The sequence below is a fragment of the Nocardiopsis tropica genome (assembly GCF_042660575.1).
Taxonomy (GTDB): Bacteria; Actinomycetota; Actinomycetes; order Streptosporangiales; family Streptosporangiaceae; genus Nocardiopsis; species Nocardiopsis tropica.
Genome location: NZ_JBHSUF010000013.1, coordinates 75615 through 99975 on the forward strand (window position 1 = coordinate 75615; position 24361 = coordinate 99975).

At 71.5% G+C, this 24361-nt stretch carries 27 protein-coding genes and 1 pseudogene; 18 read left to right on the forward strand and 10 right to left on the reverse strand.

Going from position 1 to position 24361, the window contains the following annotated elements:
- The first annotated feature begins 277 nt into the window (after positions 1-277).
- The 7 genes from ACFQBR_RS21310 to ACFQBR_RS21340 all read left to right on the forward strand — a co-directional run bounded on the left by ACFQBR_RS21310 (position 278) and on the right by ACFQBR_RS21340 (position 5914).
- Positions 278-664, forward strand: a complete 387-nt coding sequence (locus ACFQBR_RS21310) for a hypothetical protein (protein WP_344180242.1) — start codon at positions 278-280, stop codon at positions 662-664.
- On the forward strand, positions 654-2261 hold the full coding sequence (locus ACFQBR_RS21315; RefSeq protein WP_344180244.1) for a sensor histidine kinase: 1608 nt from the start codon (positions 654-656) through the stop codon (positions 2259-2261). The genes ACFQBR_RS21310 and ACFQBR_RS21315 overlap by 11 nt, the downstream gene beginning before the upstream one ends.
- Complete coding sequence (locus ACFQBR_RS21320; protein WP_267947280.1) at positions 2258-2917, forward strand: response regulator transcription factor; 660 nt, start codon at positions 2258-2260, stop codon at positions 2915-2917. The genes ACFQBR_RS21315 and ACFQBR_RS21320 overlap by 4 nt, the downstream gene beginning before the upstream one ends.
- Before the next feature lie 173 nt (positions 2918-3090).
- Complete coding sequence (locus ACFQBR_RS21325) at positions 3091-3699, forward strand: DUF4956 domain-containing protein (protein WP_344180286.1); 609 nt, start codon at positions 3091-3093, stop codon at positions 3697-3699.
- The gene (locus tag ACFQBR_RS21330) at positions 3696-4526 is read left to right on the forward strand and encodes a polyphosphate polymerase domain-containing protein (protein ID WP_344180247.1); all 831 of its coding nucleotides are present in this window, start codon (positions 3696-3698) and stop codon (positions 4524-4526) included. Before ACFQBR_RS21325 ends, ACFQBR_RS21330 begins: the two co-directional genes overlap by 4 nt.
- 124 nt (positions 4527-4650) lie before the next feature.
- Positions 4651-5127, forward strand: a complete 477-nt coding sequence (locus ACFQBR_RS21335; protein WP_344180249.1) for a VOC family protein — start codon at positions 4651-4653, stop codon at positions 5125-5127.
- A 28-nt stretch (positions 5128-5155) separates the two neighbouring features.
- On the forward strand, positions 5156-5914 hold the full coding sequence (locus ACFQBR_RS21340; protein ID WP_344180251.1) for a MerR family transcriptional regulator: 759 nt from the start codon (positions 5156-5158) through the stop codon (positions 5912-5914).
- A 173-nt stretch (positions 5915-6087) separates the two neighbouring features.
- On the opposite strand, the gene ACFQBR_RS21345 is transcribed toward ACFQBR_RS21340, so the two are convergent.
- The gene (locus ACFQBR_RS21345) at positions 6088-6696 is read right to left on the reverse strand and encodes a hypothetical protein (RefSeq protein ID WP_344180253.1); all 609 of its coding nucleotides are present in this window, start codon (positions 6694-6696) and stop codon (positions 6088-6090) included.
- Between the two features lie 98 nt (positions 6697-6794).
- On the opposite strand from ACFQBR_RS21345, the gene ACFQBR_RS21350 reads away from it, so the two are divergent.
- On the forward strand, positions 6795-7397 hold the full coding sequence (locus tag ACFQBR_RS21350) for a TetR/AcrR family transcriptional regulator (RefSeq protein ID WP_344180255.1): 603 nt from the start codon (positions 6795-6797) through the stop codon (positions 7395-7397).
- Positions 7398-7432: 35 nt separating this feature from the next.
- Complete coding sequence (locus ACFQBR_RS21355) at positions 7433-7840, forward strand: hypothetical protein (protein ID WP_344180257.1); 408 nt, start codon at positions 7433-7435, stop codon at positions 7838-7840.
- Positions 7841-7920: 80 nt separating this feature from the next.
- On the opposite strand, the gene ACFQBR_RS21360 is transcribed toward ACFQBR_RS21355, so the two are convergent.
- Positions 7921-8892: a pectate lyase family protein gene (locus tag ACFQBR_RS21360; RefSeq protein WP_267947287.1), complete on the reverse strand. Its 972-nt coding sequence runs from the start codon at positions 8890-8892 to the stop codon at positions 7921-7923.
- 731 nt (positions 8893-9623) lie between these two features.
- Positions 9624-10388, reverse strand: a complete 765-nt coding sequence (locus ACFQBR_RS21365; RefSeq protein ID WP_267947288.1) for a phosphatase PAP2 family protein — start codon at positions 10386-10388, stop codon at positions 9624-9626.
- Between the two features lie 741 nt (positions 10389-11129).
- On the opposite strand from ACFQBR_RS21365, the gene ACFQBR_RS21370 reads away from it, so the two are divergent.
- The 4 genes from ACFQBR_RS21370 (at position 11130) to ACFQBR_RS21385 (ending at position 15793) form a co-directional block, all read left to right on the forward strand.
- Complete coding sequence (locus ACFQBR_RS21370; protein ID WP_330160002.1) at positions 11130-11807, forward strand: GntR family transcriptional regulator; 678 nt, start codon at positions 11130-11132, stop codon at positions 11805-11807.
- A 530-nt stretch (positions 11808-12337) separates the two neighbouring features.
- Positions 12338-13444, forward strand: coding sequence for a pyruvate dehydrogenase (acetyl-transferring) E1 component subunit alpha (pdhA, locus tag ACFQBR_RS21375; protein WP_267947290.1), 1107 nt, complete (start codon positions 12338-12340; stop codon positions 13442-13444).
- Positions 13445-13459: 15 nt separating this feature from the next.
- Positions 13460-14473, forward strand: coding sequence for an alpha-ketoacid dehydrogenase subunit beta (locus ACFQBR_RS21380; RefSeq protein WP_267947291.1), 1014 nt, complete (start codon positions 13460-13462; stop codon positions 14471-14473).
- 15 nt (positions 14474-14488) lie between these two features.
- Positions 14489-15793, forward strand: coding sequence for a dihydrolipoamide acetyltransferase family protein (locus ACFQBR_RS21385; RefSeq protein WP_344180261.1), 1305 nt, complete (start codon positions 14489-14491; stop codon positions 15791-15793).
- A 174-nt stretch (positions 15794-15967) separates the two neighbouring features.
- Here the strand turns inward: ACFQBR_RS21385 and ACFQBR_RS21390 are convergent, their stop codons facing one another.
- The 4 genes from ACFQBR_RS21390 to ACFQBR_RS21405 form a co-directional block, all read right to left on the reverse strand.
- Positions 15968-16363, reverse strand: a complete 396-nt coding sequence (locus ACFQBR_RS21390) for a hypothetical protein (RefSeq protein ID WP_344180263.1) — start codon at positions 16361-16363, stop codon at positions 15968-15970.
- Positions 16363-16836, reverse strand: a complete 474-nt coding sequence (locus ACFQBR_RS21395) for an ATP-binding protein (protein ID WP_344180265.1) — start codon at positions 16834-16836, stop codon at positions 16363-16365. Before ACFQBR_RS21395 ends, ACFQBR_RS21390 begins: the two co-directional genes overlap by 1 nt.
- Positions 16837-16928: 92 nt before the next feature.
- Positions 16929-17501 carry a DUF5753 domain-containing protein gene (locus ACFQBR_RS21400; protein WP_344180267.1) on the reverse strand — a complete coding sequence of 191 codons (573 nt, stop codon included), beginning with the start codon at positions 17499-17501 and terminating at the stop codon, positions 16929-16931.
- On the reverse strand, positions 17498-17689 hold the full coding sequence (locus ACFQBR_RS21405) for a hypothetical protein (RefSeq protein WP_267947296.1): 192 nt from the start codon (positions 17687-17689) through the stop codon (positions 17498-17500). Before ACFQBR_RS21405 ends, ACFQBR_RS21400 begins: the two co-directional genes overlap by 4 nt.
- Positions 17690-17733: 44 nt before the next feature.
- Between ACFQBR_RS21405 and ACFQBR_RS21410 the strand changes: the two genes are divergently transcribed.
- From ACFQBR_RS21410 to ACFQBR_RS21425, 4 genes are all read left to right on the forward strand, one after another.
- On the forward strand, positions 17734-17907 hold the full coding sequence (locus ACFQBR_RS21410) for a Scr1 family TA system antitoxin-like transcriptional regulator (protein ID WP_344180288.1): 174 nt from the start codon (positions 17734-17736) through the stop codon (positions 17905-17907).
- Between the two features lie 18 nt (positions 17908-17925).
- The gene (locus tag ACFQBR_RS21415; protein WP_344180271.1) at positions 17926-18111 is read left to right on the forward strand and encodes a DUF397 domain-containing protein; all 186 of its coding nucleotides are present in this window, start codon (positions 17926-17928) and stop codon (positions 18109-18111) included.
- A gap of 141 nt (positions 18112-18252) precedes the next feature.
- Complete coding sequence (locus tag ACFQBR_RS21420) at positions 18253-18705, forward strand: hypothetical protein (RefSeq protein ID WP_344180273.1); 453 nt, start codon at positions 18253-18255, stop codon at positions 18703-18705.
- Between the two features lie 423 nt (positions 18706-19128).
- Complete coding sequence (locus tag ACFQBR_RS21425) at positions 19129-19911, forward strand: cupin domain-containing protein (protein WP_344180275.1); 783 nt, start codon at positions 19129-19131, stop codon at positions 19909-19911.
- A 441-nt stretch (positions 19912-20352) separates the two neighbouring features.
- Here ACFQBR_RS21425 and ACFQBR_RS21430 read toward each other — a convergent pair.
- Positions 20353-20685: pseudogene (locus tag ACFQBR_RS21430) on the reverse strand (PLD nuclease N-terminal domain-containing protein); the annotation flags it as partial.
- Between the two features lie 366 nt (positions 20686-21051).
- Between ACFQBR_RS21430 and ACFQBR_RS21435 the strand changes: the two are divergent.
- On the forward strand, positions 21052-21801 hold the full coding sequence (locus ACFQBR_RS21435; RefSeq protein WP_378554227.1) for a GntR family transcriptional regulator: 750 nt from the start codon (positions 21052-21054) through the stop codon (positions 21799-21801).
- Between the two features lie 104 nt (positions 21802-21905).
- Here the strand turns inward: ACFQBR_RS21435 and ACFQBR_RS21440 are convergent, their stop codons facing one another.
- Positions 21906-22964, reverse strand: coding sequence for an aspartate-semialdehyde dehydrogenase (locus tag ACFQBR_RS21440; protein WP_267947301.1), 1059 nt, complete (start codon positions 22962-22964; stop codon positions 21906-21908).
- Positions 22961-24232: an aspartate kinase gene (locus ACFQBR_RS21445; RefSeq protein WP_267947302.1), complete on the reverse strand. Its 1272-nt coding sequence runs from the start codon at positions 24230-24232 to the stop codon at positions 22961-22963. Before ACFQBR_RS21445 ends, ACFQBR_RS21440 begins: the two co-directional genes overlap by 4 nt.
- Positions 24233-24361 lie beyond the last annotated feature (129 nt).

Genomic DNA, 24361 nt, shown 5'->3' on the forward strand with positions numbered 1-24361 from the left:
GGACGGGACACGGTCGGTCCGGGACGGCCCGGCCTCCGCGCCCGCGGGCGGGGCGCCCCTCTCCCCCGGCCCGACCACGGTGGCCGCCGCGCGCCGTCTCCCGCCGCGGGGGCCGCCATCCGGTCGGGAGGCCCCCGGAAACCCGACCCGCGTCGAGGGCAGGGGGGGCTCACACACCCGGATCCGGCTCAGAAACCCTCACCCCACCTGCCAGGATGAAAGGATCCTCATGTCCGTTTCATCTCGTATTCGCCCGGAGCCGAGATGATCTCGGACTATGAGATCACCCTTGGTGCCCCTGCTGGCCGCAGCCGTCGCGGCCGTCCTGGTCGCGGGTGCGGTCCTGGTGTGGGCCCTGCCCGGGAGCGGGTCGGACGCCGCACCCCCGCACGAGGTGGTCGTCGGGGAGTCCCCCGGCGCCGAACCCGTGGACCAGGCCGACGAGGACGTCGTCCCCCCACCGCCCCCGGTCACCGACCACGACGGTGACGGAACCCCCGACGAGGAGGACCCCGACCACCCCGGAACGGCCCCGCCCTCGGAGACCCCCTCCACGACTCCGAGCGGCGAACCGGAGCCGTCACCTGCACACACGTGCGGGAACGGGGATGATGATGACGACGACTGCGACGATGACGACTGGGGCGACGACGATGACGACTGAGGGTCACTTCGGCGCGGACTCTCCCACGGAGGACCTCAGCGGCGTACCCGGCAGGGGCGCGTGGTCCCGGACAGAGGACACCTCCGTGTACCCGACCATGGTCTTCGAGGGCCCGCAGCCCGAGACCCCCCAGCGGCGGCGGATCCCGGCCCGTCTCCTCATCATGGCCTGGGTCGTCCTGCTCATGGCGGCCGTGCTCGTCCTGGTCAACGTGGTCACCTGGAGCGCGCTCACCACGCGCAACGACGAGCGCGTCGACGGCGCCCTCTCCCAGGAGATCGGCGAGTTCCAGGAGTTCGCGCAGGTCGGCGTCGACCCCGGCACCGGGGAGGCCTTCACGGACGTGTCCACCCTGGTCCGGGCCCATCTGGAGCGCCAGTACCCCGACGAGGCCGAGATCCTGTTCGCCTGGGTGGAGGGGTCCGAGACCGCGGGCGGGGGCGCGGGCGGCGCGCCCGGCGGCGCCGATGCCCCGGCGGGGCGCATCCGCCAGGGCCAGGAGCCCCCCCACGACCTGTCGGCCGACGCCGACGCGGTCACCGCGATCCTGGAGGACCCGAACGCCCGGGGCACCGCGGACTCCCCCGCGGGCCCCGTCGAATGGGAGAAGATCCGCGTCCTGCCCCCCGACGGGGAGGGCGCCTCCGGATGGTTCGTCATCGGCTACTTCACCGAGTCGGACGAGGACACCGTCATCACCACCATGCAGACGATCGCGCTGGTCAGCCTCGTCGGCCTGCTCGCCGCGAGCACCGCGGCCTGGTGGGTGGCCGGACGCATCCTCGCACCGGTGCGGCTGATCCGGCAGACCGCCGCGTACATCACCGAGGAGGACCTCACCCGCCGCATCGACGTGTCCGGCCGCGACGACATCGCCGCCCTCGCCGAGCAGTTCAACAGCATGCTGGACCGCCTGGAGGGCGCCTTCACCTCGCAGCGCCGGTTCGTCGACGACGCCGGGCACGAGCTGCGCACCCCCATCACCATCGTGCGCGGCCACCTGGAACTGATGGGGGACGACCCCGAGGAACGCCGCGAGGTCGTGCGCCTGGTCACCGACGAACTGGACCGCATGGCGCGGATCGTCGAGGACCTGCTGCTGCTCGCCAAGTCCCAGCAGCCCGACTTCCTCCGTCCCGAGGACACGTCCCTGGCCGAGCTGACCAGCGACATCGACGCCAAGGTGCGCAAGCTCGGCGACCGCGACTGGCGCCTGGAGTCCGTGGCCGAGGGGGTCTCCCGGCTCGACCCCCAGCGCGTCACCCAGGCCGTGGTGCAGCTGGCGGCCAACGCCGTCCGCCACACCGCGCCCGGCTCCACCCTGCGGATCGGCTCCACGGTCAGCGGCCCCGACGTGCTGTTCTGGGTCACCGACGAGGGGCCCGGCATCCCGGCCGAGGAGCACGGCAGGATCTTCGAGCGCTTCTCCCGGGGCGGCGGGGCCGCCCGGGGCGACCGGGGCGCCGGACTGGGCCTGGCCATCGTCAGGGCCATCGCCGAGGCCCACCACGGCCGCGTGGACCTGAGGTCCGCGCCGGGGGCCGGATCCACGTTCACCCTGGTCATCCCCACCATCGCAGGAAGGGAGTACGCGTGAGCCGCATCCTCATCGTCGAGGACGAGGAGCGCATCGCCTCGTTCGTCCGCAAGGGCCTGGAGTCCAGCGGATTCACCACCACCGTGGTCGGGACCGGAGCGGAGGCCGTGGACTACGCGGTGACCGGCGGTTTCGACATGATGCTGCTGGACCTCGGGCTCCCGGACACCGACGGGTTCGACGTGCTGCGGCGCGTGCGTTCGCTGGGCGTGGACATCCCCGTGGTGATCCTGACCGCCCGCGACGGCGTGCGGGACACGGTGACCGGCCTGGAGATCGGCGCGGACGACTACGTCACCAAGCCGTTCCGGTTCGAGGAGCTGCTGGCCAGGGTGCGGCTGCGGATGCGCAACGAGCGGCCCGCCGACCTGACGGTCCTGCGGGCGGGGGGACTCGCCCTGGACCTGCGCACCAGACGGGTGGCGGTGAACGGCGACGCGGTGGACCTCACCGCCCGGGAGTTCGGGCTGATGGAGCTGCTGATGCGGCACCCCGGGCAGGTCCTGACCCGGCAGCAGATGCTGTCCCACGTGTGGGGCTACGACTACGACCCGGGGTCGAACGTCGTGGACGTGTTCGTGCGGGCCCTGCGCCGCAAGGTCGGCGCGGAGCGGATCGTGACCGTGCGGGGCATGGGGTACCGGCTGACCGGCTGACCGGGCCGACGGTCCGGTGACACGGGGGAAGCGCGGGGCGGAGGTGTCGGTGACGCCTCCGCCCCGTTCGCGTACGGGACGGCCCCCGGCCCCGTGTCACCGGGATGACCGGATGAGGATTCCCTCATGTGCTCCTCATGGACGCCTCACCCCCCGTCCAGAGGATGATCACCATGTTCTGGTTCGCGCTGGCGGTCGACCTGACCGCGATCTCCGTCCTGTCGTACGCCCTCTACTTCCGCCGCCACGGCCGGCGGGACCTGCTGCTGGCCTACGTGGCCCTCAACACGGGCATCTTCGCCGTGGTGTCGATGCTGACCAACCAGGAGGTGGGGCTCGCCGTCGGCTTCGGCCTGTTCGGCGTGCTGTCGATCCTGCGCCTGCGGTCCGACCTCATCAGCCAGGGGGAGATCGGCTACTACTTCACCGCGATCACCCTCGGCCTGGTCAACGCGGTCGCGGCACAGACGCCCTGGATCCTGCTGGGCCTCAACGTCCTCCTGCTCACCGGCCTGTACGCGGCGGACCACCCGCGCCTGCTCTCACGGCACCTGCGACGGGTGATGACGCTGGACGTGGTGCACGAGGACCCCGTCGCGCTGCGGCAGGACCTGGAGGCGCGGCTGCGGGGCCGTGTGAAGCGGGTGGACGTCACCGAGGTCGACTACGTGCGGGACCTCATGGTCGTGGACGTCCGCTACCTCGCGTCGAGGTCCGACGCGGCCCTGTCCTCCCCCGAGCGCACCGTCGCCCTCCCGGCCTGGCTGGTGGGCAACCGATGAGCACCGACACCTCCGCCCCGGCCCTCTCCGAGGCGCTGGCCGCCCTCCGCCCGATGACGCTGGCCGAGATCAACTCGCGCGCTGCCCTGGTCACCCGCACCTGCCGCAAGTACCTGGTGCCCGTCACCTTCGCGGACTCCCTGTTCGCGGGGGCCGAGGAGCGGTTCGGGGTGCTGACGATCGAAGGGCAGCAGGTGTTCCGGTACTCGTCCACCTACCTCGACACCCCCGACCTGAGAACCTTCCACGACCATCGAAGAGGGCGGCGGGTGCGGTTCAAGGCCCGGGTGCGCACCTACGTGGACACGGGGACGCGCATGTTCGAGGTGAAGCTGAAGGGGGCCCGCGGCATCACCGACAAGACGCGGATCGAGTACGAGGGGCCGCCCGACCGGCTCACCCCCCTCACCCGCAGGTTCCTGGACGACACCCTGCTCGGGTACGGCATGGAGCCGCCGGACGTGCTCACGGCGAGCGCGGTCACCGACTACCGGCGCGCCACCGTCGTGTCGTTCTCGGGAGAGGAGCGGGTGACCGTGGACACGGACCTGGTGGGGTACCGGAACGGGTGGTCCGTGGGGATGAGGCCGGACATGGTCCTGCTGGAGGTCAAGACGCGCGGCGGGCTCACCTCCACCGAGCGCCGCCTGCACCAGCACGGATTCCGCGAGGTCGGGTTCAGCAAGTACGGGGCCACGGTGTCCGTGCTGGAGCCGCGGTTGAGGGGCAACCGCTGGCACCGGGCGATGGCCTCCTGCCTGGACCACCAGACGCCGACGACGGTGCCCCAGGCGCGGGCGGGGGCCGGGGTCGTCCTCTCCGTCTGAGCAACCGCGCGGGCCCGCCCCCTCCGGGCGGGCCCGCGGTGCGTCCGGGGCCCGGGCACGCCAGGCCCCGTCCGCGCGATCACGGCTTGACCTTCTCGCTACGTCAACTCCTAGGGTCGGCGACATGAGCGAGAACACCGCGTCCGTCATCGACCGGACCGTCTACCCCATGCCGATGTTCGTGACCTTCCGGGTCGCGGACATCGCCGCCGCCGAATCCTTCTACCACTCCGTCGGCTTCATCTCCCTGGCCGTCCTCGGGGCCCCGGACGGACCCCCCGCCGTGGTCCACCTGCGGCGGATGAAGTACCAGGACATCCTCCTCGTCCCCGGTGAGCCGGAGCGCGGCAGCACCACCGCCAGCTTCTCCGCGGGCGGGCAGGACCTCACCGCGCTGGCGGAGGCCCTCCGGGCCGGCCTGCCGCCGGGCGCCTCCGTCGAGGGCCCCTCGGACACCCCCTGGTTCACCTCCGACCTGACCGTCGAGGACCCGGACGGCAACCGGGTGATCCTCACGGCCTACCGCGAGGCGGAGGCCGACGACGCCAAGGAGTGGGTCAAGGAGAATATGCAGGGCGGCGACTTCGTCGTCGAGGAGTAGGGCCCGCGAGGCCCGGAGAGGGGGGTGCGTGGAGTGGACCATCCAGCAGGTCGCGGCCCGCGCCGGTGTGACGAGTCGGACCCTGCGCCACTACGACGACATCGGGCTCCTGCACCCCTCCCGGGTGGGCGACAACGGCTACCGCTACTACGACATGGACGCGGTGGCCCGCCTCCAGCGCATCCTCCTCCTGCGGGACCTCGGCCTCGGCCTGCCCGTGATCGCGGACGTCCTGGACCGGCAGGGTGACGAGGAGGGGGCCCTCGGCGACCACATCGGCCTCCTCGAGGCCGAGCGCAGCCGCCTGGACCAGCGGATCAGGGCCGTCCGCCACACCCTGGACGCCCGGGCCTCGGGGTCGGACCCCTCCATGCAGATGATGCTGGAGGGATTCAACGACCCCTACCGGGACGAGGTCGTCGCCCGCTGGGGCGAGCGGGTCTTCCAGGAGAGCAACGACTGGTGGCACGGCAAGACCGTGCGGCAGCAGATCGCGTGGAAGCGGGACACCGACGACCTGGTCAACTCGTGGGCCGAGGCCTGGAAGGACGGTGTCTCCCCCGGGTCGGACCGCGCGCAGGCGCTGGCCGCCCGGCACGTGGAGTGGCTCCGGGCGATTCCGGGGACCCCGGTTGCCGAGGGCGACCGCGAGCGCTCCGTCGAGCTGGTGCGCTGTCTGGGCGACATGTACGTCGAGCACCCGGACTTCTCCGCCACCTACGGGACCGTGGAGGGCGCCGCGTTCGTCCGCGACTCCCTCCACGAGTACGCCCGGACGTCCATGTGACGCCCGGCGCCCCGGCCTCCGCCGGGGCGCCGGGATGTTTCACGTGAAACCCCGCCGGCCCGGGGCCGCACCGCCCCGGACCGGCGACGACGCCCCCCGAAGCCTGCGGGGAACGGACTTCCGCACCCCTCGGCGGCGCTCCGGACGCGGTCGGCGGACGCCTTCCCGCCCCCTCAGGCGCGGGCCCTCCGACCCGCGTCGCCGCCGACGGCCGCGTCGGTGCCTCCGCGTCCGGACCCGCCTCCGCCCTCCCACAGCGGACCGGACGCGTACCAGAGGCCGACCACGATCCACACGCGGCCGATCCACCAGGCGAGCACCTCGCGCCCCTCCGGGGCGGCGAAGAACACGATGAGGCCGAGCAGCACGGCCGACGCGATCGCGGCGGCGCCGACGGCGCGGTACCACTCCCGCAGCAGGTGGGCCCGGCGTCCGGGACCCCTCCGGGGGGCCCTCGGGGGCGGCGGCCCGCCCGCGAACCGGTACGCGAAGCGGGCGTCCGCCCACCGCACGATCACGGGCCCGAAGGCGACGCTGAGGCCCAGGTAGACGGCGGCGAGGCCGTGGACCGTGCCCGCCTCCGCCCCGCCGCGCAGGTCGAGGGCCGTGGCGACGACCAGGACGACGTCGAGCAGGGGGATCGACCACAGGACGAGCGAGCTCGCACGCCGCAGCCGGAACAGGTAGCGCAGGGCCAGGCCGAGGCCCAGCAGCACCCACAGGCCGAACTCGCACAGGACGATCACCGCGGCCACGGGGTTCTGGACGATGAACTCCACCACTGGACACACCCCCGACGATCGTTCGCGGCGCCGTTCGCCCCGATCTTTGTTAGTACGACCGTGCTATCACAGTAGCACAGTTGTGCTACCATGGACCCATGCCGAAACTGATCGACCACGAACACCGCCGGGAGGAGATCGCGGAGGCCGTCTGGCGGGTCATCCTCCGCGAGGGGGTGGGCGCCGTCTCCGTGCGCACCGTCGCCGCCGAGGCGAACCTGGCCGTGGGCTCCGTGCGGCACGTCTTCCCCAGCAAGAAGGAGCTCCTGGAGTTCTCCATGGCGCTGGTGCACGCCCGGGCGCGCGAGCGCGTCGCGCGGCACACCGGCCTGCACGACCCCCGCGAGCTCGCCGAGGCGATCCTCCACGAGCTCCTCCCCCTCGACAGCACCCGCCGGGCGGAGATGGAGCTGGAGGTGGCGATCATCGCCGAGACGCCCGCGCACCCCGGGCTCCGCGCCATCCAGGAGGAGGCGCACCGCGGCGTCCGCGCCGCCTGCCACGGGGTGCTGCGCCACCTGCTCGACCGGGGCCGCGTCCGCCCGGACGCCGACCTCGACGCCGAGACGCTCCGCCTGCACGCTCTGCTCGACGGCCTGGCCCTGCACGCCCTCACGTCCGAGGGCGCCCCGGAGGCCGTCGCCGAGCGGACCACGGGCGTCCTGCGGGCCCATCTGGACTCGCTGCGCCCGCCCGCATGACCGGGCGGGACGCAATCCACCGGGAGGAGGACGGCATGAACAGCACGACGAAGGCCTGCCGGAGGCTGGAGCGGTTCGTCAGGGACCGGGTCGGGGAGGCCGACGGAGGCCGCCCGGACCCGTGCACGCGCTCCCACCTGGCGCTCCTCGCCACCGTGGACGCGCTCCGCGAGGAGGCGTCCGCGGAGGAGGACTGGCACTGGGTGGAGACCGTCGCGGACGTCTTCGGCGGATGGTTCTCCGGGGGCGGCCCCGCGGAGGAGGACCCCGCCGCGGACACCGGCGTCTTCGGGGACGACCCCGAGCGGACCGCCTCGGCGGTGGCCGTGCGGGTGCTCGCGTGCGTCGCTCTCGCCTACGAGGACCACCCGGCGTTCGACCCGGAGTGGCGGCGCCTCCTGCCGGACCGGGCACGCCGGGGCGGGGACGGACGGCGGACGTGAGACGGCCACCGTCCCGTATCCGATCGGGACGGTGGCCTCGTGCGGTGTCCCTCCCGCTACCGGAAGGACTCCGCGGACATCTAGATGTTCCCGGGTCCGGCGCCGCCACTCACGATCGCGGGGACGTCTTCGGCCGGGTCGAGGTCGTACGCGTACGGGATCGCGGCGACGTCGCCGCCTCCGGTCTCGGGCTCGCCCGAGCCGTCGTAGACGTTGTCCCGCTCCTCGATGGCGCCGATGTCCGAATCGGCGTAGCCGGTGTGGGTCGGGTTGTCGACCCCCTCGAAGTAGTTGCCCTCGACCAGGACGCCGCCGCCCATGGTGGAGGCGACACCGTACTCCGCGTTGTCGAGGTAGTAGTTGTTGAACACGTGGACGGGGTTGCCGAAGCGCACCCGCGGGTGCCGGCTCCCGGTCCCGTCGTAGAAGTTGTGGTGGAAGGTCACCCGGAGGTGCCCCTCGTCCTCGGTGTGCCCGTCCGAGTGCCCGACGAGGGACGTCTTCTCGTGGTCGAAGAAGTGGTTCCAGGAGACGGTCACGAAGTCGGACTCGCGCTTGGTGTCCACCGCGCCGTCGTAGCCGTCGGTGAAGCTGTTGTGGTCGATCCAGATGTTGGTCGAGCCCTCCTGGATGTTGATGGCGTCGTCGTCCCAGCCGGAGAAGGCGATGTTCTGGACGATGACGTTGCTGACGCCGCTGATGTCCAGGCCGCCACCGGTGATCTCCGCGCCGTCCAGGCCGATGATCGTCGTGTCCGAGGGCACGTCGTTCATGCCGGAGATGTCGATGGAGCCGCTGACCTCGATGACCTGGGGGCCGTCGCCCTCCAGGGCGTCGAGGAACTCCGATTCGGAGGAGACGGTGACGGTGTCGCCGCCCTCGCCCCCGGTGGTGCCGCCGTTCTGGGACGCCCAGCCCTGCGGGCTGCCCACCGCCGCCGAAGCGCTGCCGGGGACGCCGAGCAGTCCGAGGGCGAGGGCGGCCGCGCCGAGCGCCGCGCCGCCGGCGCCGAGCGCCCTGGCCGAGGGGGTCTTCGGGTGTTCTGTTCTCATGGGGGGTTCTCCTCGTTCTGGTGTGAGGGGAGGGGTGGTGCGCCGGAGGTTCTCCGGAGGTCGGCCGCGCACCGGACCGCGCCGACTCCGTACCGGCGGACGCGGGAGTGGGGACCGCGCCCGCCGGGCCTGTGGTCAGAGACCGCCCGGCACCTCGGCGGAACCGACCGGGTCAGCGGGGTCTGCAAGGCCTTCGGGGGCCGCGACCTGCGCTGACGCGGTTCGTGCATACGGCGTGCCGAGGGGTGTACACATGGCGGGTCTCTTCCGGGAAGGGTCTGAGGGTGACGCGGCCCCGGACGGTCCGGGGCCCGTGTGCCGTCGCCGCCCGGTTTCCCGAGCGGCCCGGCCATGAACCTGAAAGCGCTTTCCGTGCCAGGACGGTAAATCGACGACCGGCACCGTGTCAACAGCCCATGTCCGGAGAATCACCGTTCGATTACGGAGCGACAGCAGTGATTCCGCGCGTAATCCCAGTTGAACGGGCTTGTGCTCACCCAGGGAAATCGCGTCGGCATTCTCCGGAATGGACGCCGTCCCAGATGGCACCGTGCCCGGATATGCCTTCCCGGCGTATTTTCAGGACTTTGATCGGTAAGCGCTTGCCGTAGAATGCGCGGCCGTCCGCGCCGCCATCCGGCCCGCCGCGACCGGCGGTCCCACCGCGGGACCGGGCGGGCCCCGGGCCGCCCCGCCCGGGGCCGCGGTCGCGCCGCACCCCGGCGGCGCGCTCACTCCTTCGCCGCGAGCGGGCCCTCCTTGCGGCCGTACCAGGGCCACCACTCCACCGTGCGCCCGTGCGGGATCATCCGGTCGAGGCGGATGGTCACCCTCAGCGCGAACCCGCCGGCCAGCATCCCCGCCACCAGGTCCGTGAACCAGTGGAAGTGCAGGTAGATGGAGACGGTCGACTGCAGCAGGGCGATGCCCACGATGCAGTACGCCAGGCGCCGGATGATGTGCGGCCGCGCGGCGCCGAACCTGATGATCAGGAAGAGCACCAACCCGTAGATCAGGATCGCGTTCGCCCCGTGGCCGGAGGGGAAGGCCACGTTCCCGGGGCCCATGAAGAAGTCCGGGTCGAAGTGCTTGGCGTGCCCGCGGTTGGTCCCCAGCTTCATCACGGACACCAGGGACATCATCCCCACGACCCCGACCGTGCCCAGCACGATCGGCCGCCAGCTCCGGTGCCAGTAGGCGAGCTGCAGCACCGTGACGCCCAGGACGGGCAGCGCCACGGCACGGGAGGCGACCGTGTCCGGCCAGAGGATCATCGGCTCGCGGAGCACGTCCCAGTAGGGCCGGGGCAGCTCGTTCAGGAAGTTGTCCACCGGGTGCAGCGGGCCCGCCGCGAGCATCGTCATGACGATCAGCGCCACGGCGAGCATGATGGCCACACGGTCGGAGGCGACGCCCCACGCGATCTCGCTCACGCTCGGCCATCGGACCGCGCGCACGACAGGGGGGCCGGGGGCGTACTCGGTGGTACGCACCACGGGGATGGGTCCGCTGTACGGCCCCGCCGCCGGGGTCGTACGCTCTTCCCTGTCGTGTGGTTGGTTCAACTGCCTGGACCGTGGATGTCGGGTCCTCGAAGAGTGCGTCATGTGCTCAGTGCTGTCTCACACGTCGTGGGCTTGCCTGTGGCACCTGGGAAGCGTGGGGGACGGGCTAGCCGTGGTTGCTGGAACTGATCCTGACGTCCTCAGGGTCGACTCGGGGTTGGGACAGGCGCCGGGGTAGAACTACCCCGCTCATCCCGTTCGACGGTCCTACCCGGCGACTGGTTCACTATGTCGTGACCGGCCACCGGTCAGGTCCGTGTCGGGGAACACGCGGCCCAACAGTGCTGGATGTGTCGCGCCGGGTCCTGTCCGGCGATGGTCAGCGCAGGTCAAGGCGCTCTTGTCGGACTCATTGCCGTTGCGTGGCCCCTACCACGTACAACGGCGGGTGAGTGTTGCCAACAGATGAGCCTACCCGGACACTTCGCCGCATCGGCGGCACGGCCGCTCAAGTGCGACGCCTCTGCCTCGGGCTTTGCCGTGGGCCCCGTCGGCGGTCCCCGGCGGTTCACCGCGGCGCGACACGTTCGTGAGCCATCCGTTAGCCTTTCGAGGCCTACTGGCCGGTTGACCCGTCGGCGTGTGGCACCCTTCAAAGAGCTTGTACGAAGCTGAGCGAACCGGCCCGGGCACACGGTGGTGTGCGCGGGCCGTGGAACGGAAGGGCCCTGGATGGTCGACCTGCCCCAGTTGCCGGATGATCCCTCGAAGCTCGCGCGCGAGCCGCTGAGGGAGCAGATCCGGCAGGTACTGGTCGAGGGCCTGCTGTCCGGACGCTGGCAGCCCGGCGAGCGGATCGTGGAACGCCGCGTCGCGACCGAGCTGAAGGTGAGCCAGGCCCCGGTCCGAGAGGCGCTCCGGGAGCTGGAGACCCTGCGCCTGATCGAGACCGTGCCCAACAAGGGCGCCCGCGTGCGGGACTTCGGCGTCCAGGACATGGCGGAGATCTACCCCGTCCGCGCCGGCCTGGAGCTCGTCGCCGCCCGGCTGGCCGCGCCCCGGCTCGCCGCCGACCCCTCCGCGCTGGAGCGCGAGGTGGAGGCGCTCAAGCGGGCGACCGCGGAGGGGAACGTCTCCGAGCAGATCAGGCACAGCGTGGAGTTCCACCGGGAGATCGTGCGGGCCGCCGACAACAGCGTGCTGCTGCACACGTGGGAGTCGCTGGGCGTCGAGGTGTGGACCGCGCTGTCCGTGCGCTGGCTGAACATGGAGCTGCACGCCAAGGCCGCCGACCACGACCAGATCACCCGGGCGTTCCGTGACGGAGACCCGTCGGTGGGGGACATGGTCAGCGAGCACGTCCTCAACTACGTCGAGGCCGCGCTGAAGTCCCACGAGAGCGTGCGCTGAGGCCGTTTCCCGCCCCGGGGGAGGCGCCCGGGGCCCTCCCCGCGTGTCGCCTCTTCGCCCCGGATCCCGCCTTTCGGCCTTGACCTGCCCCGTTGCACCAAACTTGGGCTATCTGCCGTAAAGTCGTATTGATCGATCATCGATCAGACCGTAGAGTGTGCGCGACGCACGTCACACGTACGCGCGCGCCCCCTCGGATGCGCGGAGTCGTTCATCCGGCCGGTGGACGAACCCTCGCGACCGACACTGCCACGCCGAGCCACGGATGCATAGGGCAGTGGAGACCGGGAAGCAATGCGGTCGGGGGTCCGGGCGACAACTGCACACGAGACCCCACGAGCGCTTCGCGTCCGGGAAGGACGAGCCACGCTTCCCGCGACGCGCCCCGCAACAGCCACAGAGCACCGCAGCCGAATGAGCCCGGCGGCGGCGCACGCCGAGGTCGCGCCCGACAGCGGGACCGCGGCGGGCCTGGCACCCCGGCCCACAGGCCGGGGCGGCAGGCCTTCCCGTACGTAGAAAGGCACACCATGGCTGACACGGCCAAGCCGAAGACCGGCACCGCCCGGTCCTCAGGGACCCGGCGGCGCGGTCGCAGGGACACCGCCGCCGGCCTCGCCGGCGAGACCCCCGACGTCCTCCTCGACTACTACCGCCAGATGCTGTTCATCCGGCGGTTCGAGGAGCGCACCGCGCAGGCCTACACGCAGGCCCGGATCGGCGGCTACTGCCACCTCAACCTCGGTGAGGAAGCCACCGTCGTCGGCCTGATGACCGCCCTCCAGCAGCGCGACTACCTGTTCACGAACTACCGTGACCACGGGTACGCGATCGGCAAGGGCATGGACCCCAAGCGGGTCATGGCCGAGCTCTACGGACGCTCCGACGGCGTGTCCAGGGGCTGGGGCGGCTCCATGCACATGTACGACACCGAGACCCGCATGCTCGGCGGCTACGGCATCGTCGGCGGCCAGCTCCCGCTGGCCACGGGCGCCGCCCTGGCCATCTCCTACCGGGGCGGCGACGAGGTCGTCATGTGCCAGATGGGCGACGGCACCACCAACATCGGCGCCTGGCACGAGTCCCTCAACATCGCCAAGCTGTGGAACCTGCCCATCGTGTTCGTGGTGATCAACAACTTCACCGGCATGGGCACCACCGTCGACATGTCCTCCGCCGAGCCCGAGCTGTACAAGCGCGGCTCCGCCTTCCGCATCGAGGGCGAGCGCGTGGACGGCCGCGACGTGCTCGCGGTCCGCGACACCGCCGCCCGCCTGGTCGAGCGCGCCCGCGAGGAGCAGACGCCGTTCCTGCTGGAGGCGTGGAGCCACCGGATGAAGGGCCACTCCGTGGTCGACCCGGCCAAGTACCGCACCGACGAGCAGAAGGACGAGGCCCGGTCCGAGGAGAACGACCCGATCGCCCTCTTCGGCGCCAGGCTCTCCGAGGCCGGCATCCTCACGGACGAGCTGCGCGACGAGCTCGCCGCGTCCGTCAAGGAGGAGGTGGCCGAGGCCGCCGACTTCGCCGAGAACAGCCCGCACCCGGACGTGTCCACGCTGTTCGACTACACGTACGCCACGCCCGTCCCCAACGAGTCGCGCCGCATGCCCGCCGACCCGGTGTTCGCAGAGTAGAGAGGGACCGAGCACATGTCTGTGATCACTTACCGCCAGGCTCTGCGCGACACGCTCCGCGCGGAGATGGTCCGCGACGAGAACGTCCTCGTCATGGGCGAGGAGATCGGCGTCTTCGAGGGCTCCTACAAGATCACGGAGGGCCTGCTCAAGGAGTTCGGCCCCCGCAGGGTCAAGGACACCCCGATCGCCGAGGAGGGCTTCGTCGGCGCCGCGATCGGCGCGGCCATGCTCGGCCTGCGTCCGGTCGTCGAGCTGATGACGATCAACTTCTCGCTGATCGCCATCGACCAGATCATCAACCACGCCGCCAAGATCTACGGGATGTTCGGCGGCCAGACCAGCGTGCCCATGGTCATCCGCACCCCCGGGGGCGGCGGCCAGCAGCTCGGCGCCACGCACTCGCAGAACATCGAGCTGTTCTACTCGTTCATCCCCGGCCTCAAGGTGCTCGCTCCCAGCACCCCGGCCGAGGCCTCCGCGATGCTGCGGGCGGCCATCCGCGACGACGACCCGGTCCTGTTCCTGGAGAACCTGGGCCTGTACAACTCCAAGGGCGAGGTCCCCGACGACTACGCCCAGCCGTCGAACGACAACGTCGCCACGATCGGCCGGGCCAAGGTGACCCGCGAGGGCTCCGACATCACCCTCATCGGCTACTCCCGGATGGCGATGGTCGCCACCCAGGTCGCCGAGAAGCTGGCCGAGGAGGACATCAGCGTCGAGGTCGTCGACCTGTGCAGCCTCCGGCCCCTCGACCGCCAGACCTTCGTCGACTCGGTCAAGAAGACCGGCGCCGCGGTGATCTGCGAGGACGACTGGCTGACCTACGGCATCGGCGCGGAGATCGCCGCGTCGATCCAGGAGGGCGCCTTCGACTACCTGGACGCCCCGGTGCGCCGGGTCGCGATGGCGGAGGTCCCCATGCCGTACGCCAAGCCGCTGGAGACGGCCGCCCTGCCGTCGGTCGAGTCGATCAGCACCGCCATCAAGGAGACCCTGAGCGCCGTCGGCAAACGGGTCGGGTAGAGGGAGATTCCAAGTATGAGCGAGATCCAGATGCCGCGCCTCTCCGACACCATGGAGGAAGGCGTCATCAGTACGTGGGTCAAGCAGGTGGGCGACAAGGTCGCCTCCGGTGACGTCCTGGTCGAGATCGAGACCGACAAGGCCGTCATGGAGTACGAGGCCTACGAGGACGGCTACCTGGTCAAGCAGTCCGTGTCCGAGGGCGACACGGTGCCGATCGGCGCCGTCATCGGCGTGATCGGCGACTCCCCCGACGCGGTGCCGGAGGACTCCGGCTCCGGCGGGACCGAGCCCGCCGAGGAGGCCTCCGACTCCGCCGGGGCGGAGGAGGGCGCCTCCGAGCCCACCGAGGAGTCCGCTCCCGCCGAGGCCCCCGCCCCGTCGTCCGGCGGCGGCGAGGACGGTCCGCGTCCGCGCACGTCCCCCCTGGCCCGCAGGCTGGCCCGGGAGTACGGCCTGGACATCAACAGCATCCAGGGGTCGGGCCCCAAGGGCCGGATCGTGCGCGCCGACATCGAGGCCGCCGCCAAGGACGGGGCGGCACGCGAGTCGGCCCCCGCCGCCCCGGCCGCGCAGGAGTCGCGGCCCGCACCGGCCGCGGCCCAGGCCGCACCGGCGTTCGACGACGGCCGCGACTCCGAGGAGCTCAAGGTCAGCAACGTGCGCAAGGTGATCGCGCGCCGCCTGACCGAGAGCAAGCAGACGGTGCCGCACTTCTACCTGCGGCGCACGATCGACGCCGAGGCCCTCAAGGGCTTCCGCGGCCAGATCAACGAGCAGCTGGCGTCCACGGGCGCGAAGATCAGCTTCAACGACCTGATCGTCAAGGCGTGCGCGACGGCGCTCAAGCTGCACCCGGCCGTCAACACCTCGTGGGTCGAGGACAAGCTGCTCCAGCACCACCGCATCAACGTCGGCGTGGCCGTCGCCGTGGACGCCGGGCTGGTCGTGCCGGTGCTGCACGACACCGACAAGGCGACGCTGTCGGAGATCTCCACGCGCACGCGCGAGCTGGCGGGCAAGGCCCGTGACGGCAAGCTGAAGCCGCAGGAGATGAGCGGCGGCACGTTCAGCGTGTCCAACCTGGGCATGTTCGGCGTGGACAGCTTCTCGGCGGTCATCAACCCGCCGGAGGCGGCGATCCTCGCGGTCGGCGCGATGCGCCAGGAGCCGGTGGTCGTGGACGGCGAGGTCGTCGTGCGCAACCGGATCTCCCTGGAGCTGTCGGTGGACCACCGCGCGGTGGACGGCGCGGTCGGCGCGGCCTTCCTGAAGGACCTCGCGGAGATCCTGGAAGAGCCGATGCGGATCATCCTGTAGTAACCGAAGTACCCGCAGCACCTGAACGCGGACGCCCCGGCCGAGGATCGGCCGGGGCGTCCGCCGTTCCCGGAAATGCCGCGCACCGGCGGGTTCGCAGGCTTTGTCCACAGCCTGTGGACAAAGCGGACCGGCAACGAAGCCGGAAGGCGTGCGGGCGGCCGGGGCGACAGGTCACCAGGGCGACATGGCGACGACCTGGCCGAGGAGGACGCCTCCCGCGACGGCGAGGACGTAGGACAGCGCCAGCCGTCCGGACCGCCGGACCCGTCGGGCACGGGGCCGCCGATGACGCCCACCTTCGGCGGACACGGGACCCGCCTCCGGGACGTCCGATCGGGCCGGGGCCCGTTCCCGCTGAACGCGACGCTCCTCCGCCACCCCCATCCAGTGGGGCAGGGCTCCGTGCTCGATCCGGTAGGCGACCCGTGGGTTGCCGCGCATCTGGTCGAGGATCTGCTGTTCCCTGGTGGGCCCGGGGGTGTGGGAGGTGAGAGCGGTGCGGGGGAACCCGTGTCCACGGGGTGTGTCGGTCACCGCACGCATGTGCGGAGCAACGGCGGCGGTCATCAGCCGGTCTCCCCGGTGGTGAACTCGGCCCACACGGCCGTGCCCAGGTCGGCGCAGAAGGGAAAGGGGACCACCGGGTAGGCGCCCCACGCTCGCGCGAGTGCGTCGACCAGGAGCAGGCCGCGTCCGCGTTCGGCGGTCGTCCACTCCGCTTCGGTGCGCCGCGCCGGGATCTCCGGGGAGGATTCCCGTGCCCCGTCGTCCACGACGACCAGGCGCAGCACGCCCGGTTCCGGTGCGAGGAGCGCGCGCAGCACCCGGCCGCCCGGGCCGGCTCCCGAGCGGGAGTGCTCGACGGCGTTGGCGGCCATCTCGCTCGCGCACAGGACGACGGTCTCCACCAGGTCCTCGGTGAACCCGGCGAGGTCGGGGCGCAGGTCCGCGCGGATCGTGCTCGTCCGGGAGAGGTCTCCGGGGTAGATCCGCGCAGGCCATCGGTGTTCCGTGGGGGTCGTGTGCGGCAGAATGGACATGTCGACAACTCGCTTTCTGGATTATTGCTTGGTGGTGTCGGCCTGCTCTGGGGGTGTTCTCAGCACCCGCCAGAGCTTTTTCGTGGTCGCCCTCAGGGGTGGGCGACCCGGTGTGCGGAGAGCGTTGCCAGAACCCCGCCGGCCTCTTCTCCGCTGGTGATCGCCTTGCGTTCCGCCGGGGGCCTGAGGGATTCGGCGATGTGGACCAGGAGGTCCAGGGAGTCACCGACCGGGAGTGCCGCGCCGCGCAGGTCCTCGAACAGGTCGCAGAAGGCCCGGACCTCCTGGGGCGCGGAGACGAGCTGACCGTCCCCGCAGGGGGAGACGAGGTGGGCGACGGTGTACACCGGCCCCAGGGACAGGAGACGGAACGGTCCCATCGGGCAGGGGTGTTCGGCCACGTCGGCCGGGACGACCTGGAGACACAACCCGCTCGCCCGCATGGAACCGATGAGGCGGCCCAGCTGTTCGCGCATCACCTCGGCCCCGCCCACCCGGGCCCGCACCGCGGCTTCGTTGACCACCACCCGCAGCGAAGCCGTGCTGTTCCAGCCGGTCGACTGCCCCGGGGCCCTTCCCCGCGCTCGGCCGAGCGCGGTCGCGTAGGCGTGGGTCTGGACCGTCGTGGGAAGGGCCCCGGGGTGGAACTCGCGCAGAGCGCTCACCGAGGAGTCGAGTTCGTGCGGCCGGGCCCCGACGCCAGATGGGTGTTGAGCGTGGCACGGGCCCAGGCGTTGACCAGGCTGCCCTGCGCGTCGAGTTTGCGGTCCAGGTACTCGGCGAGATGGCGCGGGACGGCCGTGTCGCCCTCCTCCACCCGGCGGAGTCCGGAAGCCTCGCACACCTCCCGCATCAAAACCACATCCTGGTGCCACCGGAGCCTTCGCGATCCTGTCCCTGTCAAAGTTGGACTTTGTCCACGTCGAGCTGATGACCAGCGACGTCTACGTCGAAGACGAGGTGAGCGTCGCCGAGTACAGCGCCGCATACGACGTCCTGGCGGAGCTGGCCTATCCCCCTGAGAGATCCCGCGAAACTATCGCTGGCCTCATGGAGTCCCTGAAGCGATAAAAGTTAAGACGAGATCCAGTGTTCCCGTACGAGTGGCGCAAAAGTTCCTACAGCGCAGGGCAGAGCGCGTGCGTGGAGGTCGCGGCGCCCGCCCGCGCGGGCGCCGCGATGCGTGACACCAAGCACAGAGATCTCGGTGCACTCAGCTTCCCCAGCCCTGAGTGGCAGGCCTTCCTCAGCACCGCCCAGAGCGACCAGCCCTAGCCTCCGAACCACCTCCGCCCCCGGTCGCCGGCCGGGGGCGTCGTCGTTCAGGAAGCAGACCAGGCGCGGAACTGCTCCCGCGCGGCATCGGACCCGAGGCTCAACCGCCCGGCGCCCCGGCCTCCGGGCGGACGTGCGAGCATGCTCCCCCTGCTCGCCTTCCCCCTCCTCATACCCGCCGTCCAGTGCCTGATCCTGATGTCCGTGATGTTCCTGGTATCCGGTATCTCCTCCCTCAAGCGCACCGGCCGCCGCGTGGAAGAGGGGGAGTCCTGGGCGGAGGCGGTGGAGCCCGGACCCCTGATCCATGTCGCGGCGATCGCGCTCCTCGCCGCGCTCGTCGTCCAACTCCGCGCGCTGATGTACTACGGTCCCAGCTTCTTCCCGGAGGACACCTGCATCCTCCACGCGAATATCCAGGCGCCCCCGAGCTCCCACGACGCGTTCCCGATCAGTACCGTGTGTCCCTACGGCCTCGACCCCGGCGGCGTGGAGATCGTGCCGGCCTGGACCAACCCGACGATCGCCGTCCTGGTCGCGGCGGCCGCGGTGATCCTGGCGGCGGCGTACGCCGTGCACCGCAGGCGCACGTAGCGGACCGCCCGGAGACGGTGTCGGCTCGTGTCGGGAGATCTCCTTCGCGGTGGTCCCGGCCCATGGCGCGCCTCGGACGCCCGCCCCCGCCACGGACACGGGAGCAAGCCGGGGTGAAGCGCCGACGAGTCGACACGGCGACGAACCGACACGGCGACGGGGCGGCGCCGGCACCGCTCCGTACGAGGACGGGTCGCCGCGCGGGCTCCCCCGTCCGCGGGGCACATGACGCGCCGGACGAGCGGCGCCCACACCCTCCGCTCCTGCCTGGGCACGTGGGAACACCCGGCACAGATCCGAGTGCCGCCGGACCGATCGAGGAACCGGCGCGGGTCCTCCCGCTGATTCCCGGCGGGACCGGACGGAAGGGGCATCCGCTCAACGGGCCCCGCGGGGCGGCGCGGGCGGGGTACGGTCGGCCGCATGGCCCTCATCCTGCACCTGACAGAGCTGGAGCGCTGGACCTCCGGCGGGGACGTCGAGCCGGAGTCCCTGCGCGACCAGGGGTTCGTGCACGCCTCCCCGGACGAGCCGACGCTGCTCGCCGTGGCGAACGCGCTGTACTCCGACGCGGCCGGCCCCCTGGTCGCCCTCGTCGTGGACACGGACGCCGTCGCGGCCGAGGTCAGATGGGAGGCCGCCGACCCCGCCCCTCCGCCGGGGGTGGGCCCGGACGTGCTCTTCCCGCACGTCTACGGCCCCCTGCCGCGAGGCGCGGTGCGCGGGGTGCTCCACCTGCGACAGGACCCCTCCGGCAGCTACACCGCCGCGGAGGAGCGGTCGGCCACCGCCGAGCTCCTGGACCTGCTGCCGCACCCGGAGGGCGGCTGGTACCGGCCGACCTGGCATGCCGGGACGCAGGTCCGGCCGGAGGGCCGCCCGGGGCCGCGGTCGACCGCCACGGGGATCACGTTCCTGCTGGGGCCCCGTGAGGAGTCGCGCTGGCACCGGCTGCGCTCCGAGGAGGTGTGGGCCTTCCACCGCGGCGGTCCGCTGTGGCTGGAGCTGGGCGGGCGCGGGGACTCCCCCGTGTCCGAGGGCGGCGCGGTGCTGGGCCCCGCGATCGAGCGGGGCGAGCACCTCCAGTTCGTGGTCCCCCGCGACACCTGGCAGACCGCCCGTCCGCTGTCGGAAGAGGAGGTCCTCGTCGGCTGCTTCGTGTCGCCGGGCTTCGACTTCGCCGGCTTCGGGACCACCGGGGACTGACCGGCCGCCGTGGGGCGCCACCGGTCCGCGACCGCGCGGCCGGAGCAGCCGGGGAGGCCCCGCAGACATGCGGCGACCCCGGACGGGGGCCTCCCGTCCGGGGTCGCTCCGTGGCCCGGGGCCGCCTGGTCAGGCGTGTCCCATCTCCGGCTGGCTGTGGCCTATCGCGGGCCCGCCGTAGCCCATCCGGGGACGGCTCACACGCATGCCGAACCGCTCGTCGCCCGCCACGGGCCGGACCTCGCGCATGCCGATCCGGTCCTCGTCCGCCCCGGGCCGCGCCTCACGCGCCCCCGGCCGGCCCTCATTCGCCACGGCGAGGCTCTCACGCATGCTGAGGCGGTCGCCGCCCGCCCCGGGGCGCTCGTCGTCCTCCCCGAGCCGGTCCTCGTCCGTCCCGGGCCGGTCGTCGCCCGGGTGGGCCTGGGCACCGCCCGGTCCCCCGTTCCTGCCGTTGGCCACGTTGCTGTGCTGGCCGACGCTGGACGGAAGCGTGTGGCGCGCCCTCCCCTTGTCGATGCCGAGGAAGCGGTTGAGGTGCCCCTTCTTGCCGACGACGAACCAGGCGACGGCGCCGAACAGCGGGAACCAGAGGATGAAGATGATCCACAGGAGCTTGCCGCCCCCCGTGGTGTCGCCGTGGGCCAGTGCGGAGATCACGGCGGCGATCACCAGCACCAGCAGGAACAGGCCGATGAGCAGGAAGACCAGCCCGGTGATCCCGCTCATCCAGGCGACGGCGGTGTCCGTACTGTCAGCAAGGCTCGTGAACATGACTCCCCCAAGCATGACGTGATCATATTGTCACGCAGAGTAGTCTTTTGGGGTGCCCACTCCCGTGCATTTCGTGGTTTTCGGGCGTTTCCCGGCCTTGGGGTCCCGGTTCCGATTCTTCGGACCGCGCGCGACCGGACCGAAGACTTTCGATTAGCGCCCCCTACCAGGCCTTTTCACTGCTTTACTGGGAACCATGGGCGAGCTTCGGCGATCTTGCAGGTTCACTCCCCTCCTCCGAACCGGCGTCTGCACCGGAAACGGTGGCGGCACCGTCCCCCGCGACCACCAACTCGGGCGTACCGCCCCCATTTCGCGCAAGCACAGAGACACCCCGTCCACGGGAGGCCCCGCGTCCCGGGCCTCATGACCGTGGTGAGGCAACCGCGCTACCTGTGGCTGGCCGAGCAGCTTCGCGAGCCGATCCTGCGCGGGGAGATGCCGCCCGGCACACGTCTCCCCTCCAGGACCCGGCTGGCGCGCTCCTACCGGGTCAGCGAGCAGATCTCCCGTACCGCGCTCCGACTCCTGGTGACCGAGGGCCTCGTCGAGGCCAGGCCCGGCTCCGGGTACTTCGTACGCACGGTCCCCGAGCTCTTCCGGCTGTGCCGGACGGACTCCTCCTCCGGCTCCGGCCTGGGCAAACTCCGACGTGAGGACATCGGCACCGAGCAGGAGCCGTGCTCGGCCCCGCTGAGCTCGCGGCTCCGGCTGCGCGACGGGGAGCCCGTCTACCGCACCACCTCGCGCGGGCTGGCGTCGGAACTGCCCATCACACTGCACCAGTCGTGGGAACCGGCGTCGCTCACCGCCGGGACCCTGCGCACACCCTTCGACGCGGCGCCCGACATCGGCCTGCTCGACCGGCTCAGCGCCGCGGGCCACCCGGTCGACCGCGTGGTCGAGGAGGTGGGCGTGCGCTCCCTGCGCGACTCCGAGGCCTCACTGCTCGGATCGGCCCCCGGCATACCCGTGCTGGTGGTGGAGCGCACCCACTTCAGCGCCAACCGGCCCGTCGAGACCTCGGACCTCATCGGGACGGCCGAGCAGTGTCGACTCCTCTACAAACTGACACTGGCCCGGCCCCGCCGGCCCGGGGACCCGCGGCGCCGCTGAGGGGCGCACCGCCCCCGGCGCCCCGGCGCCGGCCCGGACACGACGAAGGGCGGTGGCCGCTCCCCTCCGCGGAGGGGAGCGGCCACCGCCCCCGGATCGATGCCCTAGGAGGTGAACTCCCGGGCGACGACCTCGGCGATCTGCGCGGTGTTCAGCGCGGCGCCCTTGCGCAGGTTGTCCCCGCACAGGAACAGCTCCAGCGCCTTCGGGTCGTCCAGCGACTGGCGGATCCGTCCCACCCAGGTCGGGTCGGTGCCCACCACGTCGGCCGGGGTCGGGAACTCGCCCCGGGCCGGGTCGTCCAGGACCGCGACGCCCTCGGCGGAACCGAGCAGCTCACGGGCGGCGTCGGCGGTCACCTCCCGCTCGAAGGTGGCGTGCACGACCAGCGAGTGGGTGGTGATCACGGGGACGCGCACGCAGGTCGCGGAGACCCGGAGGTCCTGGAGACCCAGGATCTTGCGGGACTCGTTGCGGACCTTCAGCTCCTCCGAGGACCAGCCGCCGTCCTTGAGCGAACCGGCCCACGGCACGACGTTGTAGGCCAGGGGCGCCGGGAACGGGCCGAGCTCGCCGACGGCGGCGCGGACGTCGCCCGCCCTGTCGCCGAGGCCGCGGTCTGCGCCTGCCTTCGCCATCTGGTCGCGCAGGGTGTCGATGCCCTCCTGGCCCGCACCGGAGGCGGCCTGGTAGGAGGACACGACCAGGCTGGAGACCTGGTAGGCGCGGTGCAGCGCGCCGATGGCCACGATCATCGACAGCGTGGTGCAGTTGGGGTTGCTGATGATGCCGCGCGGACGGTTGGCGACCTGGTCCGCGTTGACCTCGGGCACCACGAGCGGGACGTCGGGGTCCATGCGGAACGCGCCGGAGTTGTCGACGGCGACCGCGCCGCGGGCGGCGGCGATCGGGGCCCACTCCTTGGAGACCTCGTCGGGGACGTCGAACATGGCGACGTCGACGCCGTCGAAGACCTCGGGGGCCAGGGCCTGGACCACGACGTCCTCGCCGCGGACCCGCAGGACCTTGCCCGCGCTGCGCGGGGAGGCGACGAGGCGGATCTCGCCCCAGACGTTCTCGCGCTCGGACAGGATGCCGAGCATCACGGTGCCGACCGCTCCGGTGGCGCCGACGACGGCGAGGGTGGGAAGACGGTTGCTCATCGGCCGGTACCTCCGTAGACGACGGCCTCGACCTGGTCTGCGTCGAGCCGGAACTCACTGTGGGCCGCACGGACGGCCTCGTCGACCTGGTCCTCCTCGACGATGACCGAGATGCGGATCTCCGAGGTGGAGATCATCTCGACGTTGGTGCCGGAGGCGGCGATCGCGTCGAAGAAGCGCGCGGTCACGCCGGGGTAGGAGCGCATGCCCGCGCCGATCAGCGAGACCTTGCCGATCTTGTCGTCGTAGCGCAGCGACTCGAAGCCGACCTTCTCCTGGACCTTCTTCAGCGCGGCGACCGCCTCCTTCCCGAAGTCCTTGGGGACCGTGAAGGAGATGTCGGTGCGCGAGGTCGAGACCGCCGACACGTTCTGCACGATCATGTCGATGTTGATCTCGGCGTCCGCCAGGGCCCGGAAGATCGTCGCGGCCTCACCGATCTTGTCGGGCACTCCGACGACGGTGATCTTGGCTTCGCTCCGGTCGTGGGAGACCCCGGAGATGATCGGCTGTTCCATGCCTTCGCTTTCCTCGACTTCCGGGACGACCCAGGTCCCCTGCTTCTGGCTGAAAGATGAACGGACGTGCAGGGGCATGTTGTACTGGCGCGCGTACTCGACGCAGCGCAGGTGCAGGATCTTCGTCCCGCACGCAGCCATCTCCAGCATCTCCTCGTAGGAGATCTGGGGGATGCGCCGCGCGGACGGGACGATGCGCGGGTCGGCGGTGAACACACCGTCGACGTCGCTGTAGATCTCGCAGGCGTCGGCCTCCAGCGCGGCGGCGAGCGCCACCGCGGTGGTGTCCGAGCCGCCCCGGCCAAGGGTGGTGATGTCCTTGGTGTCCTGGGACACGCCCTGGAACCCGGCGACGATGCAGATCGCGCCCTCGTCCACGGCCTCCTTGATGCGGCCCGGGGTCACGTCGATGATCTTGGCGTTGCCGTGCAGCGACGTGGTGATGACACCGGCCTGGGAACCGGTGAAGGACCGGGCCTCGAAGCCCAGGTTCTCGATGGCCATGGCGACCAGGGCCATCGACATGCGCTCGCCGGCGGTGAGCAGCATGTCGAGTTCGCGCGCGGGCGGCAGCGGGGACACCTGCTCGGCGAGGTCGATCAGCTCGTCGGTGGTGTCGCCCATGGCCGAGACCACGACGACGACGTCATATCCCGCTTTTTTCTGAGCCACGATCCGTTGGGCTACTCGCTTGATGGCTTCCGCGTCGGATACGGAAGACCCACCGTACTTCTGCACGATTAGGGCCACGATCGATTGCTCCTGAGGAGTTGGGATCAAGACAATGAAATGGAGTGTAGCCAGCGACGCCGTCGTCTACACCGTCCGACCTGGGACGGGAACGCTCGGAGTGCATGACGCACCAGCGCTCGGGCCTAC

Coding starts and splice junctions, on each gene's coding strand:
- ACFQBR_RS21405 (WP_267947296.1), bottom strand. CDS start 17,689: ATGCGGGAGGTGTGCGAGGCTTCCGGACTCCGCCGGGTGGAGGAGGGC.
- ACFQBR_RS21355 (WP_344180257.1), top strand. CDS start 7,433: ATGAACAGCACGACGAAGGCCTGCCGGAGGCTGGAGCGGTTCGTCAGG.
- ACFQBR_RS21390 (WP_344180263.1), bottom strand. CDS start 16,363: ATGACCGCCGCCGTTGCTCCGCACATGCGTGCGGTGACCGACACACCC.
- ACFQBR_RS21360 (WP_267947287.1), bottom strand. CDS start 8,892: ATGAGAACAGAACACCCGAAGACCCCCTCGGCCAGGGCGCTCGGCGCC.
- ACFQBR_RS21370 (WP_330160002.1), top strand. CDS start 11,130: ATGGTCGACCTGCCCCAGTTGCCGGATGATCCCTCGAAGCTCGCGCGC.
- ACFQBR_RS21310 (WP_344180242.1), top strand. CDS start 278: ATGAGATCACCCTTGGTGCCCCTGCTGGCCGCAGCCGTCGCGGCCGTC.
- ACFQBR_RS21425 (WP_344180275.1), top strand. CDS start 19,129: ATGGCCCTCATCCTGCACCTGACAGAGCTGGAGCGCTGGACCTCCGGC.
- ACFQBR_RS21440 (WP_267947301.1), bottom strand. CDS start 22,964: ATGAGCAACCGTCTTCCCACCCTCGCCGTCGTCGGCGCCACCGGAGCG.
- ACFQBR_RS21435 (WP_378554227.1), top strand. CDS start 21,052: ATGACCGTGGTGAGGCAACCGCGCTACCTGTGGCTGGCCGAGCAGCTT.
- ACFQBR_RS21335 (WP_344180249.1), top strand. CDS start 4,651: ATGAGCGAGAACACCGCGTCCGTCATCGACCGGACCGTCTACCCCATG.
- pdhA (WP_267947290.1), top strand. CDS start 12,338: ATGGCTGACACGGCCAAGCCGAAGACCGGCACCGCCCGGTCCTCAGGG.
- ACFQBR_RS21380 (WP_267947291.1), top strand. CDS start 13,460: ATGTCTGTGATCACTTACCGCCAGGCTCTGCGCGACACGCTCCGCGCG.
- ACFQBR_RS21325 (WP_344180286.1), top strand. CDS start 3,091: ATGTTCTGGTTCGCGCTGGCGGTCGACCTGACCGCGATCTCCGTCCTG.
- ACFQBR_RS21350 (WP_344180255.1), top strand. CDS start 6,795: ATGCCGAAACTGATCGACCACGAACACCGCCGGGAGGAGATCGCGGAG.
- ACFQBR_RS21420 (WP_344180273.1), top strand. CDS start 18,253: ATGCTCCCCCTGCTCGCCTTCCCCCTCCTCATACCCGCCGTCCAGTGC.
- ACFQBR_RS21385 (WP_344180261.1), top strand. CDS start 14,489: ATGAGCGAGATCCAGATGCCGCGCCTCTCCGACACCATGGAGGAAGGC.
- ACFQBR_RS21330 (WP_344180247.1), top strand. CDS start 3,696: ATGAGCACCGACACCTCCGCCCCGGCCCTCTCCGAGGCGCTGGCCGCC.
- ACFQBR_RS21395 (WP_344180265.1), bottom strand. CDS start 16,836: ATGTCCATTCTGCCGCACACGACCCCCACGGAACACCGATGGCCTGCG.
- ACFQBR_RS21315 (WP_344180244.1), top strand. CDS start 654: ATGACGACTGAGGGTCACTTCGGCGCGGACTCTCCCACGGAGGACCTC.